Annotated in this window: 15 protein-coding genes; 8 read left to right on the forward strand and 7 right to left on the reverse strand. The window is 64.4% G+C overall.

Going from position 1 to position 13,228, the window contains the following annotated elements:
* Positions 1-147: 147 nt before the first annotated feature.
* Entirely contained in the window at positions 148-900 is a 753-nt protein-coding gene (locus tag ACO2RJ_RS12790) for a glucose 1-dehydrogenase (protein ID WP_423268387.1), read from the forward strand.
* Positions 901-1,089: 189 nt separating this feature from the next.
* Here the strand turns inward: ACO2RJ_RS12790 and ACO2RJ_RS12795 are convergent, their stop codons facing one another.
* The 3 genes from ACO2RJ_RS12795 to ACO2RJ_RS12805 all read right to left on the reverse strand — a co-directional run bounded on the left by ACO2RJ_RS12795 (position 1,090) and on the right by ACO2RJ_RS12805 (position 2,956).
* Positions 1,090-1,815, reverse strand: a complete 726-nt coding sequence (locus tag ACO2RJ_RS12795; protein WP_423268388.1) for a cytochrome c biogenesis CcdA family protein — start codon at positions 1,813-1,815, stop codon at positions 1,090-1,092.
* A gap of 2 nt (positions 1,816-1,817) precedes the next feature.
* Positions 1,818-2,213, reverse strand: coding sequence for a thioredoxin family protein (locus ACO2RJ_RS12800; RefSeq protein ID WP_423268389.1), 396 nt, complete (start codon positions 2,211-2,213; stop codon positions 1,818-1,820).
* A gap of 155 nt (positions 2,214-2,368) precedes the next feature.
* Positions 2,369-2,956 (reverse strand): TetR/AcrR family transcriptional regulator, encoded by a 588-nt coding sequence (locus ACO2RJ_RS12805; protein WP_423268390.1) that lies wholly within the window; start codon positions 2,954-2,956, stop codon positions 2,369-2,371.
* 224 nt (positions 2,957-3,180) lie between these two features.
* Between ACO2RJ_RS12805 and ACO2RJ_RS12810 the strand changes: the two genes are divergently transcribed.
* Both ACO2RJ_RS12810 and ACO2RJ_RS12815 read left to right on the forward strand, forming a co-directional pair.
* On the forward strand, positions 3,181-3,885 hold the full coding sequence (locus ACO2RJ_RS12810) for a glutathione S-transferase family protein (protein ID WP_423268972.1): 705 nt from the start codon (positions 3,181-3,183) through the stop codon (positions 3,883-3,885).
* Between the two features lie 203 nt (positions 3,886-4,088).
* Positions 4,089-4,895: an SDR family NAD(P)-dependent oxidoreductase gene (locus ACO2RJ_RS12815; RefSeq protein WP_423268391.1), complete on the forward strand. Its 807-nt coding sequence runs from the start codon at positions 4,089-4,091 to the stop codon at positions 4,893-4,895.
* Between the two features lie 197 nt (positions 4,896-5,092).
* Here ACO2RJ_RS12815 and ACO2RJ_RS12820 read toward each other — a convergent pair whose 3' ends face one another.
* Positions 5,093-5,650: a MarR family winged helix-turn-helix transcriptional regulator gene (locus ACO2RJ_RS12820; RefSeq protein ID WP_423268392.1), complete on the reverse strand. Its 558-nt coding sequence runs from the start codon at positions 5,648-5,650 to the stop codon at positions 5,093-5,095.
* Between the two features lie 35 nt (positions 5,651-5,685).
* Here ACO2RJ_RS12820 and ACO2RJ_RS12825 point away from each other — a divergent pair, with 35 nt between their 5' ends.
* Together ACO2RJ_RS12825 and ACO2RJ_RS12830 are read left to right on the forward strand one after the other, a co-directional pair.
* Complete coding sequence (locus tag ACO2RJ_RS12825) at positions 5,686-6,204, forward strand: DUF417 family protein (RefSeq protein ID WP_423268393.1); 519 nt, start codon at positions 5,686-5,688, stop codon at positions 6,202-6,204.
* Between the two features lie 405 nt (positions 6,205-6,609).
* Positions 6,610-6,840 carry a hypothetical protein gene (locus ACO2RJ_RS12830; RefSeq protein ID WP_423268394.1) on the forward strand — a complete coding sequence of 77 codons (231 nt, stop codon included), beginning with the start codon at positions 6,610-6,612 and terminating at the stop codon, positions 6,838-6,840.
* A gap of 90 nt (positions 6,841-6,930) precedes the next feature.
* On the opposite strand, the gene ACO2RJ_RS12835 is transcribed toward ACO2RJ_RS12830, so the two are convergent.
* Positions 6,931-7,143, reverse strand: a complete 213-nt coding sequence (locus ACO2RJ_RS12835; protein WP_423268973.1) for an NrsF family protein — start codon at positions 7,141-7,143, stop codon at positions 6,931-6,933.
* Between the two features lie 281 nt (positions 7,144-7,424).
* On the opposite strand from ACO2RJ_RS12835, the gene ACO2RJ_RS12840 reads away from it, so the two are divergent.
* Both ACO2RJ_RS12840 and ACO2RJ_RS12845 read left to right on the forward strand, forming a co-directional pair.
* Entirely contained in the window at positions 7,425-8,105 is a 681-nt protein-coding gene (locus ACO2RJ_RS12840; protein ID WP_423268395.1) for a DUF1223 domain-containing protein, read from the forward strand.
* Positions 8,106-8,412: 307 nt separating this feature from the next.
* Positions 8,413-9,294, forward strand: coding sequence for an S-methyl-5'-thioadenosine phosphorylase (locus ACO2RJ_RS12845; RefSeq protein WP_423268974.1), 882 nt, complete (start codon positions 8,413-8,415; stop codon positions 9,292-9,294).
* A 508-nt stretch (positions 9,295-9,802) separates the two neighbouring features.
* Here ACO2RJ_RS12845 and ACO2RJ_RS12850 read toward each other — a convergent pair.
* Positions 9,803-10,720, reverse strand: a complete 918-nt coding sequence (locus ACO2RJ_RS12850) for a LysR family transcriptional regulator (protein ID WP_423268396.1) — start codon at positions 10,718-10,720, stop codon at positions 9,803-9,805.
* A gap of 219 nt (positions 10,721-10,939) precedes the next feature.
* Between ACO2RJ_RS12850 and ACO2RJ_RS12855 the strand changes: the two genes are divergently transcribed.
* Positions 10,940-11,821, forward strand: coding sequence for an alpha/beta fold hydrolase (locus ACO2RJ_RS12855; protein WP_423268397.1), 882 nt, complete (start codon positions 10,940-10,942; stop codon positions 11,819-11,821).
* Between the two features lie 275 nt (positions 11,822-12,096).
* Here ACO2RJ_RS12855 and ACO2RJ_RS12860 read toward each other — a convergent pair whose 3' ends face one another.
* On the reverse strand, positions 12,097-13,095 hold the full coding sequence (locus ACO2RJ_RS12860) for an alpha/beta fold hydrolase (protein WP_423268398.1): 999 nt from the start codon (positions 13,093-13,095) through the stop codon (positions 12,097-12,099).
* Positions 13,096-13,228: the final 133 nt, after the last annotated feature.

The raw sequence follows: 13,228 nt of genomic DNA on the forward strand, positions 1-13,228 counted from the left end.
AGCGCCCCGCGCTTCACAAGCGCGATGGAAGGAATAGGCAAGGATGCGCGAGGATGCGGCACGCGAGTGGGGTCGCGCCGCCCCACTTCAGGGTCGACGACGAGGCCGGACGGCTTCGCAACTCGCCCATCCAAGGGATAATCCATCATGAAACTGAACGGGAAAGTCGCCGTCGTGACCGGTGCGTCGAGCGGCATCGGCGCGGGCATCGCCAAGGCGCTCGGCGCGGAAGGCGCGGCCGTCGTCGTGAACTACGTGAGTAGCAAGCAGGGCGCCGACGCCGTTGTGGCGTCGATCGAGGCGGCGGGCGGGACTGCGGTCGCCGTCCAGGCCGACATGAGCAAGTCGTCCGACGTCGTGCGCCTCTTCGACCGCGTGAAAGCCGATCACGGCAAGCTGGACGTGCTGGTGAACAACGCGGGCGTCGCGGTGTTCGAAATGGTCGCCGACATGACCGAGGACGCCTTCCACAAACAGTTCGGCGTCAACGTTCTCGGCTACTTCCTGGCGGTCCGCGAGGCGCTGAAGCACTTCGGCCCGGCCGGCGGCAGCATCATCAACATCAGCTCGATCCTGAGCACCGACCCCTACCTCGCATCCAGCGTATACGCGGCGACCAAGGGCGCCGTCGATACGATGACGTTCGCGCTGGCCCGCGAGCTTGGAGCTCGGGGCATCCGCGTGAACTCGATCCTGCCAGGCCATACGAACACGCCCGCCACAGACGGCAACTTCGCCGGCGAATTCGGCGAGAAGCTGGTCGCGGGCACGCCGCTCGGCCGCTTCGGGGAGCCTGAAGATATTGCGCCGGTCGCGGTGTTTCTTGCGTCGGAAGACTCGCACTGGGTCACGGGCGAGTCGATCCGGGCGGCGGGCGGCGTGCGTGGGGTCGGATACTGAACGGCCGCAGACCCATCAACCGCGGCGCTCGTACACACGAGCGCCGCGTCGGTCGTGTCGCACCCCTAAATCGCCAGCGAGTGGAGAACGCCATCGTGGCGGCATCGACCCGCAGGGCGTCGCCTCCGCGCCGGGAGGGCGCATTTGGTCGCGTTCCGATGAGCGGACCTATCAGAGGCCAGCTATGGGTCAAAACCTGCTGGACCATTCGATCGCCCAATCGGGTTGCAAGTCGAGGATAGCCGCTTCGAGACGACGGTCGAGGCCCGTGAGGATCATGGCGCCCGTCATGACCAGAAGCGCGCCGAGCAGCGCCTTGCCGCGCCCTCCGGCCACCATCAACTTGCCGCGCCATCGGTTGACGAGGCTTCGCGCGGCGAAAGCCAGGACCAACAGCACAGCGGCTATGCCGACGCCGAACGCGGCCATGACCACCGCCACCTCGCCGAGGTTCTCGCCCGAGGCCGCAAGGGCCGTCGCGGCGCCGAGCGTCGGGCCCACACAAGGGCTCCAGACGACGCCGAGCAGCCCTCCGACCGCCGCTTGACCCCACAAGCCATACCGATCGAGGCGCGCCTGCCGCTCGCCGGCCCAGGCCGCGAGCGGCGTCGCGAGCAGCGCCATCCGATCTTGCAGCCACGGGATCATGAGGACGACCCCTGCAAGGCAAAGCACAACGGCGCCGGCCAGCCGCACCACTAGGTTGTCGATGCCGAGCGCAGCGCCAAAGGCGGCCACCACGAATCCTACACACGTAAACGCGACGACCAGTCCAACAGCCAACGCCACCGGCCCATACCGATGCCGTTGAGCCGAGGAGCCCAGCACGACCGGAATGAGCGGCAACACGCAGGGAGATAATATCGTGAGCGCTCCCGCGGCGAAGGCGAGAACGGGGTTGAGCGAGGACACCATGATCAGCGGAGCGTTTGAGCGAGCACCTGCCTGACCTTGGCCTCGTCGCTCTCATAGGCGATGCGGCCGGTCTCCCGCGAACCACGATAGCCGATCAAGGTGGACTGCTTCGTCACGCCGAAGCTCTGCCACAGAGGCCGCTGCGAGTCGTAGTCGATGCGGAAGACGATCAGATCGCGATAGGCGGGATCCTCTGTCACCTTGTCCATCGTCTTGATCTGCGACCTGCACACCGGGCACCAAGGCGCATGGACGAACACGATGACCGGCCGGTTCTGCTGTTGCGCGGTTTCGAAGGCGGCGCGGTCGAAGGGACGAATGTCAGTGGCGTAAGCCGCGGTCGAGACCACCGCGGCTGCTATGGCGATGGGAAACATCGTCGAGCGAAGAAGAGACATGTCTGATCCTCAAGAGCCCAAATGGCGCGCTCGCCTTCGAACAGACGGCGACAAGCCATACGCAGCGGATCGACGGTCCATTACAGGCGCTCTTCACGGTCTTGCGAGGATTCGGACCACTCAGGGCCGCACTGCCGGCTAATAGCTGGCTTGACCTAAGATCCGCCGCCGCCGGACGCCGATTGGATCGGCCCGCCCATGTCGAGCAGCGCTAGCGCCGGCGCGACGACCCCCTCCAGAAGAGCGCGTTCCGGCCGCACCCGCGCAAGGACGCGGACGCCCATCAGAACCCCGAGGAGATGACGCGCGAGCACGTCCGCGCTCATGGCGCTCGTGATCGTGGCGGCCGCTTGACCCGCGCGGATCCGGCCTACGAAGAAGCCCTCCAGGCGAAGCAACACGGCTGCGATCGCGTCACGAAATTCTGGGTCGTGAGGCGCCACTTCGAGCGCCGAATTCACGAGCATGCAGCCTTTGCCTTCGCGGTCCTCAAGAGACCGCGCGAGAATGTCGTCGAAAAACGCACGGATTCCTTCCTGAGGAGGAAGGGCTTCGCAACGCCGTATCCGCGCTCCGATGCTGTCTTCGACATAGCGGTCGAGCGCCGTGCGGAAGAGTCCGCGTTTATCCCCGTAGGCGTTGTAGAGGCTGGCTGCCGTAAGGCCGGTCCTGGCGGTCAGCTCCTTGATCGACGTCGCCTCGAAGCCGCGGCTCCAGAAGCACCGGACCGCCGCGTCGATCACCACGTCCTCATCAAATTCCCTTGGTCGCGCCATTCCGTCACCCACTGCGGCCGCTCGGCCGGCTTGCAATCGTGAATGCAGCGCTGCATTCTAGAATGGTCATTCTAAAACACAACCCGCTGAGGCGATCACGCCTCGCCGATCTCGCCAACGCGACGTCCGTCTTTTCGGGCTGCTGTCTGTCCAGCTCCGACGTGGCTGCCCACCAATCGACGGAGACCCTCGTGATCCGCTTCTATTACCATCCGACCCCGAACCCCGCGAAGATCGCGCTCTTCCTGGAGGAAGCGGGCCTCCCCTATGAAGCGCTGCCCGTCGACACCAGCAAGGGCGAGCAGCACGCCCCTGCCTTTCGGGCCATCAATCCGAACGGCAAGGTGCCGGCGATCGTCGACACCGATGGGCCGGCCGGGAAAGATGCGCGCGTCTTCGATTCCACGGCGATCCTGATCTATCTTGCGGAGAAGACAGGGCAGTTTCTCGGCTCCCCCGAAGATCGGCCGGAACTATTGTCGTGGCTGCTGTTCCTCGGCTCCGGCCTCGGGCCGTTCTCCGGCCAGGCCGTGCATTTTCAGTTCGCGGCGCCTGAGGGTCTCGATTACGCGGTGAACCGTTATCGGCGCGAGGCGGAGCGCCACTATCAGGTTCTCGACGATCATCTCGAAGGGCGGGCTTATCTTGTCGGCGACACCTATACGATCGCCGACATCTCCGCATGGGGCTGGCTCGACCGCGCATCGCGCGTGCGCAAGGGGGCCGAAAGTCCTTTGGCTCCGTTCCCCAATCTCAAGCGGCTGTTCGAAACCGTGGACGCTCGCCCCGCGGTCGCGCGCGCAAGAGCCGTCGGGAAGGACTACGACTTCAAGAAAATCAGCGACGACGAGACCAAGCGCGCGCTGTTCCCGAGCAACTATCCACCCGCAGCGTGAACGCGAACGAACATGACGATGACGGACGCCGCCGACTATGCGCCCCGACGGTCTGGACGTGGAACAAGCCGAATGGCGGCGCTTTCGGAGTGGCCGTGAAGCCCGGGCGGATGGTCGATCGCACGAGCGGCGACCCGCGCCGCGAGCGCCACGGCGCGAGCACCTCGACGCACGGGGCAAGACAAACCTTCGGGAGAATTCGGATGAACATCTCAGGCAAACGCGTCCTGATCACGGGCGGCTCGAGCGGGATCGGCTTGGCGCTCGCGAGAGCTTTGCTAGCCAAGAATGCGAAGGTCGCGATCACCGGCCGAAGGCCCGACGCGCTTTCGAAAGCGATCGAGGACCTTAACGGCGCGGGGTCGCCGGTCACCGGCGTCTGCGCCGACGTGTCGACACCGGCCCGCCGCGCGTCGACGCTTGAAAGGGCGATCGAGGCGCTCGGTGGGCTCGATATCCTCGTGAACAACGCTGGAGGCGTCCGCGCCGGGCGCCTCGAAGCCACCGCCGAGGCTGATCTGCAAGCGATGATCGATGTCGACCTCGTCGCCCCGATCCTGCTGACGCGGTCGGCTCTGCCGGCTCTTCGGGCGAGCGGCGACGCCATGATCGTCAACGTCGCCTCCGGCATCGCGCTTGTCGGCGCGCCCTTCTACGCAACCTATGCTGCGGCGAAGGCGGGCCTTGCGAGGTTTGGCGAGGCGCTTCGGCGCGAACTGAAAGGCGAAGGCGTTCACGTCCTCACCGCCTATCCCGGTGGAACTGACACCCCGATGATGCAGTCGAACCGGGCCGGGCCAGAGCTCGGTTTCTCGCGCGAGCCCGCCTCGGCGGTCGCGGACGCCATCGTCGAAGGAATCGAGGCGGACAGTTTCGAGGTCATCCGCGGCGGCGAGGCCCGCGCTCAGATGATCGCGCTCAATCGCGACGATCCCGCAGCCGTCGACGAGCGCTTCCTAGGGCTGAAGCCCGCGCTCGAGGGCGCGGTGAAGGATCATTCGGCTCTTTAGGCGGCGGCGTCGAATCGTCCGACACGCAAAAGCCGACATGACGAAGCTCTCGACGGATGACTTGCCCCAAGACCCCGCTCCGCTTCGAGTGAGAACCTTCAGGCTTTCCGACCTCGATGGAGGCGTCGGGCTGCCGGCGGTCGGCAGAGCAGCGTCAGGTTGGCGACCGTCTTTCGCCTTCCTTCACAGGCGCGGGGTCAACCGTGGTCCGCAAGCCCACGTTCCACAGGACAGTCGGCGCAAACGTCCACGTCGCATAGGCGGCAGACGGTATAGGCCTCATCCAGATTGTGCACCAAAGCTGCGAGAAGCTTCTCTGCTATTTGCCCAAGCGCGTTCAATTCGAACTCGTCGAGCGCGCCGAGCGACCGTTGAACGCGTTCGCCACGCGCACGCAGGATAGCCGCGCATTTTCTGTCGCCAGCCTCCGTCAGATGAAGCGCGACGGCGCGGCGGTCCTGCTCGCTCGGCCTCCGCTCAACCAAGCCGCCGGCGACGAGCCGATCGACCAGCCGAACGGTTCCGGGATGAGACATCTTGAGAGCCCGGCGCAATTGCTCGATCGCCATGCCCGGCGCATGGCGCAGCAGAGCGATCGCGGCAGCAGCCTGGCCCGGCTCCGGGGCCTGCGTTTCAGCGCCTTGGAGCACGCTGTCCGACAGCGCTAGCGCGAGCGCGCCCACCACGTTGACGATCCGGTCATTTCCCATCTTCGCCAAGTTATATGCGCCGAGCATAGACAGCAACGAAGCCATATATGTATGCTTCGCGCACATATATGGAGCCTCCCATGCCGCGTAGGTTGTCAACAGTCGTCGATCGATCGCTTGTCCGGCTGGATCGAGCGGTACCCGCCGCTCGCATCGCAAGTGTCGGCCGCGCCGTCGCTCTGGCCGGCGTTGTGGCCCCCCTGTTCTGGATCGGTATCTTCAAATTCACCCAGGTCGAGGTCGAGGCGTTGAAGCCGTTGATTTCGGCGACGCCATGGCTGTCGTGGCTCTACGTGGTCTTCGGCGAGACGCTGACATCCTATCTGCTTGGCGTGGTTGAGCTCGTCGCCGCGGCGCTTCTGATCGCATCGCTTTGGTCGGCGCGCGCAGGCGCGATCGGAGCCGCTATCGCAACGCTGATCTTCGCCACCACGGTTTCGATCATGTTGGCCGTCCCGATCTGGGAGGACAGCATTGGGGGGTTTCCCTGGATCAATACCGTCGGTCAGTTTTTGCTGAAAGATATCGCGCTACTTGGGATCAGCCTCGCGGTCTTTGCGCAGAGCCTGACGAGGCTCGTGAACCGTCGAGCACGTTGACGGGGTCTTCGCAACATTTCGAGGACTGAAGGTCTCAGCCGACTGCGCCTGCGGCCCGCCAAAAGCAAACTCTTACCGAAAGAGGACGCCCGGGCTGTTTGCGCGCCCGCTGAGCGCCTGACATGCCGCAAGGTCCAGGCCGCGAAAAAGAACCGATAGCGGCGACCGAATACAGGCGTGTGGCTTGGCTCGAGCGCGGAGCTCGCGATCACGCTCTCGTTATGAAGCCAAATGTAACGGGTGAACTGTCGCCGGCGAATATCCTCATGAACGTGCCAAAAGGCTGATTTAGACGGGATGGACAGTACATAACCCTCATCATACCAATGGTTCGCTTCACTTTATCGGCCATGCGGCCAGTGCAACTCACGGACGACTATGTCTGCGACCTAGAGGATAGACGTCATGACTTTTGTTAAGCTCTCCTTTTCTGCTCTCGCTCTCGTCGTTTCGGCCGGCGGTGCATTCGCCACGCAGGATCGCCGCGCGGAAAGGGCCGAGGTCGTTCCGATGACTGTCGAGCGGACGATCGCCCCCACGACCAATTCCGGCCTGCCCGCGCGCAAGCCGGCCATTCATGCCGTCGAGGAGCGCACGACCAACGATGTGGGCCGCGTGGTGACCGGCGGCGGCTGACGCCCGACCACCCGGGATCTGCAAAGCAGAGGACGCGGCTGCATCGGCTTGATGCGGCCGCTTACCTCTTGTCGGGCCAGATCGGATCGATCACCACCGCAGAACGCGGGAGCCCACAGCCGTCCCGATAGCGACTGCTAACGTGTTCCACACCATCACAAAAAGAGGGGAGCCGGCGGGACAGTGAATTGCGTAGAATGTCGCGCCAAGTGCTCCCGCAAGAAGACCAGCAGCAGCGCCGGGCGAGCTGGGCGCGCCCCTTCTCAAGGAGAGCAGGATCACGGCGAGCGGCGCTGCGGAGATATATCGGTACGTAACTCAGGCAGATGAGCGCGTTTCGGCCGACGATGCGGTTCCACGCAGGCCGGTCGGAGTGACGAACATCACGGCGACCAGCCTGCGGCGCGTCGACTGAAGCTCGCGGTCACCATCTCCACCCAGTTCATGTAACGGAGTCCCGTTCCACGGCGTATTCCGATCGGCGGCCAGCGCGAGGTCCGTTCGCGAACTGCCGGGCGTCTGAGCCGGCGTCGATCTTCAGGCGCTGTGCGCGCCGCCGATCTGAACCGGATAGGAGGCTGACGATGGGTGGACTTAAGACTGCCGTGGCGCTGGCTCTCTTGGGCGTCGCGCAAACGGCGCACGCAGCGGAGCAGCCAGTCGTAGTAGAGCTCTTCACGAGCCAAGGCTGCTCGTCCTGCCCTCCGGCTAACGCCAACCTGATACGGCTTGCCGGGCGACGCAACGTGTTGGCTCTCAGCTACTCCGTCACCTATTGGGATCGGCTCGGCTGGAAGGATGTTTTCGGCAAGGCTGAATTCACCCAACGGCAAGCTGACTATGTGCCGGCTCTTGGTCTGAGAGGACCCTTCACGCCTCATATGGTGATCGACGGGCGCTTCAGCGCCGTCGGCCAAAACCTCAACGAAGTCGAAGGCCTTATCGCTCAGTCGGGCGGGCTTGCCGGTCCGGACGTCACCATCGGCGCCGGAAAGGTCTTCGTGAGTTCTGGGCCCGCTCCCCAAGGCGGCGCCGACGTCTGGTTGGTGCGCTATGATCCGCACACCGTTCAGGTCGCGGTCGGACGCGGGGAGAACTCTGGCCGTACCTTGCCGCATACGCATGTCGTGCACGATTTGCAGCGGCTAGGTAGCTGGAGCGGCGCCGCGACGACGTTGCCGATCCGGGCCCACGCTGACAATCTGAATATTGCGATACTTGTGCAGGCTCCGAATGGCGGGCCCATCCTGGCCGCAGCGCGATGATTGGGAAGGTCGCGGGTTCGCTTCGTGGGGCGCTGACGGCTAGCGCGCGTATCGTCGCGACATTCATCTCGGTCGCCCGAAGCGCGGTTCGCTCTCTTCAAGCCGCGGAATTCGCGGCGCGATCGCTTGCTGTCGCGAGAAAGCTGCTTCGGATCCTAACGTCCTCCAAGATAGGCGATCCGGAGGCTCACAACCCGCTGCGCAAGGCGGCGGAGGCTCCCGTTCCGCATCTTATTGCCCGAGCCCAACAAGTCATCCGGTCGCGAAGCGTCGGTAGAAAGTTCAATGCAAACGGAGGGCCGTGGCGGTGAACAAAGCCGTTTTGGGCGTCATCGGAGGGTCTGGCGTCTACGACCTGCCGGAACTCGAGGACGCAACTGAACTCGATGTCGAAAGTCCTTGGGGCGAACCCTCCGCGCCGCTGCGTCGCGGCCGGATCGGCGACACCACGGTGGTATTTCTGCCGCGTCACGGGATCGGACACCGACTCTCGCCGACCGGAGTGAACTATCGGGCCAACGTCGACGCGCTGAAACGGGCGGGAGTGACCGACCTCGTTTCGTTTTCAGCTTGCGGCTCCTACAAAGCGGATATCGGTCCCGGCGTTTTCGTGCTGATCGATCAGTTTATCGACCGCACGTTCCGACGGCCCTCGTCGTTCTTCGGCGATGGCTGCGTTGCGCATGTGCCGTTCTCAGATCCGGTGGCGCCGAAACTCGTCGCCCGCATCGCACAGGCGGCGACTTCGGCCGCCGTGCCGCATGTGCTGGGCGGCGCCTATGTCTGTATGGAAGGATCACAGTTCTCCACTCGCGCCGAGTCGCTCGCTTACAAGGCCATGGGAGCCTCGGTCGTCGGCATGACCAACATGCCGGAGGCCAAGCTCGCGCGCGAAGCCGAGATCTCCTACGCCAGCGTATGCATGGTGACGGATTTCGATGCCTGGCGGCCCCAGGAAACGGGAGTCGAGGTCCCGCAGGTGTTGGCCGTCATGCGCCAGAACAGCGAAAAGGCGCGCCGCCTTGTGACCGAACTCGCAAAGGGCTTCCCGGAGTTTCACGAAGTTTGCCCGATAGGATCCGATCGGGCTCTCGAGGGCGCTATCGTGACGCCGCCGCAGTCTCGCGACCCTGCTCTGGTTGCGATGCTCGGCGCCATAGCAGGACGGGTTCTCCCTGAAGTGCGCTAGAGGTCTCGTTCATCGAGCCCGACGCCTGGCGGGTCGATCCATGCGTCTAGTTTCCCCGCTGTCGATGGCTCGCCAGGCTTCGCGATAACCCAGCTCCGCGGTAGCGCGAAAGCCGCGCCAGGCCCGCAGGTCGACATCCGCCACCCCGGCCGAAGCACGACCGCGGCTCGGCTGATCGCGTTCATGGTCTGCGCCACGCCTGAAACGGTCGCGATCTCAGCAGCACCTGCGGGATCGCCGGCATGTTCTGCGGCGCGCCCAGCCGCGTCCAAAGAGTTTCGGCGATATGAAGCGCGCTCCATCGTCCACGAATTTGGCTCTCGTCGAGGTTTGGCTCAGCCATGCACCCCGCCGATCAGCTTGGATAGGGCATCCCGACGCTCCGGCACGCCCGGCAGACAAGCGGGCTTAGGAGTGTTCGGCGTCGACCTCGATCAGATCGGCGTCGACCGGAGAGGTGCGATCTCGCGTACGACCCCTATGCATGCGGATTGGACGATCGCGTCGATTAGCCAATGCTCCGCGCGACGACGGCAAGGTCTTCCCGCAGCCGCGGGGTCGCGTGGTCGATGAAGGCGCGCAGCGTCACGTTGCGGCGCGGCACCGGGTGGAATACGAGGCTGACCGGCGTCGGCTCCGGCTCGTATGCGTCGAGCAGCATGGTGAGCCGACCCGCCGCGATGTGCCCGGCCACTTGATAGGACAGCGGGTTGCAGACGCCGTGGCCGCGCACCGCGGCGTCGATCGCGGCGCCGGCCGAGTTCAGCGCGAGCCGCGGCGCGATGGGCACGGAGAAGCGCTTCGCTCGCCGCGCCGCCGGGTCCTTGAACCGCCAGAGCGCGCGAGCGTCTCCCTCCTGCTCGCCGATGCAAGCGTGACCCTGGAGATCGTGCGGCGTCGCAGGCGCGCCGGCGCGCTCGACGTAAGACGGCGATGCACAGACCAGATTGCGGACCTCGCCGAGCCGCGTGGCGACGATCCCTGAGTCCGGCAGCGGCGCAAGGCGGACCGCGACGTCCAGCCCCTCCTCCACCAGATCGACCATCCGGTTGAGCAGAAGGACGCGGGCGCGAGCCGCCGGGTGGGCCGCAAGAAAACTCTCGATGACTGGCATGACGTGAAGGCGGCCGAAGAGCTCCGGCGCCGTCACGCCAATCAGCCCGTCGATTGTCTCGCCCGCTCCGGCCTCCGCCGTCTCGAGCTCCGCAAGAACCAGACGATAGACAGCGAGCCGCCGCTCGCCGGCCTCGGTCAGGCGAAGGCGCCGGGCGTTGCGGTGGACCAGCCGCTCGCCGAGCCGCTCCTCCAGCATCTGCAGCGCGCGGGTCACCTTGGCGGGCGAGAGCGCGAGCTTGCGGGCGGCCGCGGCAAGCGACCCCTCGTCGACCGTCGCGACGAACATCGCCATCGCGTCGAGCCGGTCCATGATTGCAAATCCTGAAATGACTGAGTGCATGTTTGTCCGCTAATACGGCGATCTGCAAGCCTTACTTCTCCGCCGACTGACGCGGGCGAAGCGAAAGGCGACGCGATGACGAAGATCGAAGAAGGTTTTGAGAGGCGATCCGTGATCGCCGGACTGGGGCTTGCGGGCCTTGGGGCTTCAGGGGCCGTGGCCACACCGGAAGCCGCCGCGGCAGCCCCCATGTCGGGGCCAGCAGACGAGGGCGCCGCACTGCGCTTCGGAACAAAGCCGGTCGGCGACGTTACGGTGTTTTACCGCGAAGCCGGCCCTCCGGATGCGCCCGTGCTTCTGCTGCTACACGGCTTCCCGACAGCCGGCCACATGTTCCGCGATCTGATCCCGCTGCTTGCCGACCGGTATCGCGTTATCGCGCCGGACCTCGCCGGCTTCGGAAATACGGTCGCCCCGCCGCGCGCCTCGTTCGACTACAGCTTCGACGCCCTTGCGAAGGTGACGGAGGGCTTCGTCGAAGCGATGGGGCTCACCCGATACGCGCTCTACGTCTTCGACTACGGCGCGCCGACCGGGTTTCGGCTCGCCATGGCGCACCCCGAGCGCGTGACCGCGATCATCAGCCAGAACGGTAACGCGTATATGGAAGGTTTCAGCGCGGAGTGGGGACCGTGGGAGGCCTACTGGCGTGATCCTTCGCCCGACAACCGTGAGGCCTGTCGGGCCTCGCTCACCGACGAGGCGATCCGCTTCCAGTACCAGCACGGCGCGCCCGAGGGCCGGGTCTCGCCCGACGGCATGACGCTCGACATGGCCTACATGCGCCGTGCGGAGGCACAGGAGATCCAGCTCGACCTGATCCTGAGCTATCGCACTAACGTCGCGCTCTATCCCGACTTCCAGGCCTACTTCCGGAAGCATCAGCCGCCGCTGCTCGCAGTGTGGGGCCGCAACGACGCGTTCTTCATCCCGCCCGGCGCGAAAGCCTATGCGCGCGACTTGCCTAAGGCCGAGATCCACCTGATCGACGCCGGCCATTTCGCGCTTGAGACCCATCCGGCGGAGATCGCCTGCCGGATACGGGACTTCCTCGAACGCAACGGCGTGTGAGCCTGCCGTCTGAGATGGTCCGTGGCGGACTGGGCGTACCAAGGGTAGCGCCAACACGTCTTCATCGAAGGATTCGCCGCAGATGGCGAAGACGCTTCAGTCACGTCGCGTATAGGCCCGACTGATCGGCAGTCACTGGCGGAAGTGCGTGCGCGAGGCGGTCAAAACGGACCGCCTCTCGGAAAGCCAGCTCACGGCGATGCTACCTAGCTCGCATGCTTTGAAGCTGGGAATGGGCAGGGCTCTCTGCGCGACCGATAGGGGGCGACACCGATTCATTCCGAGTGCCTAGCCATGAAATCGAGAATTAAATGCGCAATCTCGTCGGTCCTCTCGTCGAGCGCAAAGTGGCCCGCGTCGAGCAAATGAGTTTCCACGTTAGGCAAGTCTCTCTTAAACGCTGCGCCCCCCGCGGCAATGAAGGAAGGATCGTTGGCTCCCCATACGACGAGGGTCGGCGGCTGACGTTCGCGAAGCCAAGCCTGCCACTGCGGGTAGGCCGCGACGTTGTTCCGATAGTCGTAGAGCAACGCGGACTGGATCGCACGTTGGCCGGGCTTTGCAAGGTGCGCGAACTCGCTTATCCAAGCATCCGGATTGTAGCGCTCCGGATGTGTTGTGCCTGCCGTATGACGCTGCATCGTTGCTTCGAAGGACAAGAAGGTATCAAGAACCTCAGTATGACCTTTCGGATCAGCCCAAAATTTAGCTATTGCGGGCCATTTCTTTCCCAAGCCCTCTTCATAAGCATTGCCGTTCTGCGTTATTAGTGCGACCAACCGCTCCGGATGCGCCAGCATCATCCGGAAACCTACCGGAGCGCCGTAATCATGCATGTACAGGCTGTAACGGTTGATCTTGAGGCGCACCAACAGGTCATCCATCACCTTCGCGAGATGATCGAACGTATAGGGGAAAGCAGACGGTTCGGGCGCGTCGCTTTGTCCGAAGCCCGGATAATCCGGCGCGATGATGTGGTATCGAGTGGCCAGTAGCGGGATCAGCGCTTCGTACTGACGAGACGACGTCGGAAAGCCATGCAGCAAGACGATTGTGGGCGCATCTTTCGGTCCGGCTTCGCGATAGAAAACCCCGACGTCGTCGATCTGCATCCTGTGATAGGTCGTAGTCGAATTGGAAGATGCCTGTGGAGCGGCGCACACCGTCGGCGCGAACCCAAGTGACATGGCCGCAGCTGCCGCCACTTTAAATAGCCGATCCTTGAGGCGAATGGGCAGGCGACAAATCATGAAAGGATCCTCATTGGAGGCCATGTCAGCGCCTCCGCTGCCCACGATCCGGAAACAGCGTTTCGGAGACGCGTTGACCGGCAAGGACTGAAACGCGGTCATCGCTTTGCTTTCGCAAGGGGGGTCGCGTTTGTTACCTCAATGAGGATGCGGTTTG

Origin of the sequence: Hansschlegelia sp. KR7-227 (assembly GCF_049446035.1) — a bacterium.
Taxonomy (GTDB): domain Bacteria; phylum Pseudomonadota; class Alphaproteobacteria; order Rhizobiales; family Methylopilaceae; genus Methylopila.

Excerpts from the sequence above, each read along its gene's own strand:
- ACO2RJ_RS12790 (WP_423268387.1), top strand. The coding sequence starts at position 148 with ATGAAACTGAACGGGAAAGTCGCCGTCGTGACCGGTGCGTCGAGCGGC.
- ACO2RJ_RS12795 (WP_423268388.1), bottom strand. The coding sequence starts at position 1,815 with ATGGTGTCCTCGCTCAACCCCGTTCTCGCCTTCGCCGCGGGAGCGCTC.
- ACO2RJ_RS12800 (WP_423268389.1), bottom strand. The coding sequence starts at position 2,213 with ATGTCTCTTCTTCGCTCGACGATGTTTCCCATCGCCATAGCAGCCGCG.
- ACO2RJ_RS12815 (WP_423268391.1), top strand. The coding sequence starts at position 4,089 with ATGAACATCTCAGGCAAACGCGTCCTGATCACGGGCGGCTCGAGCGGG.
- ACO2RJ_RS12820 (WP_423268392.1), bottom strand. The coding sequence starts at position 5,650 with ATGGCTTCGTTGCTGTCTATGCTCGGCGCATATAACTTGGCGAAGATG.
- ACO2RJ_RS12825 (WP_423268393.1), top strand. The coding sequence starts at position 5,686 with ATGCCGCGTAGGTTGTCAACAGTCGTCGATCGATCGCTTGTCCGGCTG.
- ACO2RJ_RS12830 (WP_423268394.1), top strand. The coding sequence starts at position 6,610 with ATGACTTTTGTTAAGCTCTCCTTTTCTGCTCTCGCTCTCGTCGTTTCG.
- ACO2RJ_RS12840 (WP_423268395.1), top strand. The coding sequence starts at position 7,425 with ATGGGTGGACTTAAGACTGCCGTGGCGCTGGCTCTCTTGGGCGTCGCG.
- ACO2RJ_RS12850 (WP_423268396.1), bottom strand. The coding sequence starts at position 10,720 with ATGGACCGGCTCGACGCGATGGCGATGTTCGTCGCGACGGTCGACGAG.
- ACO2RJ_RS12855 (WP_423268397.1), top strand. The coding sequence starts at position 10,940 with ATGTCGGGGCCAGCAGACGAGGGCGCCGCACTGCGCTTCGGAACAAAG.
- ACO2RJ_RS12860 (WP_423268398.1), bottom strand. The coding sequence starts at position 13,095 with ATGGCCTCCAATGAGGATCCTTTCATGATTTGTCGCCTGCCCATTCGC.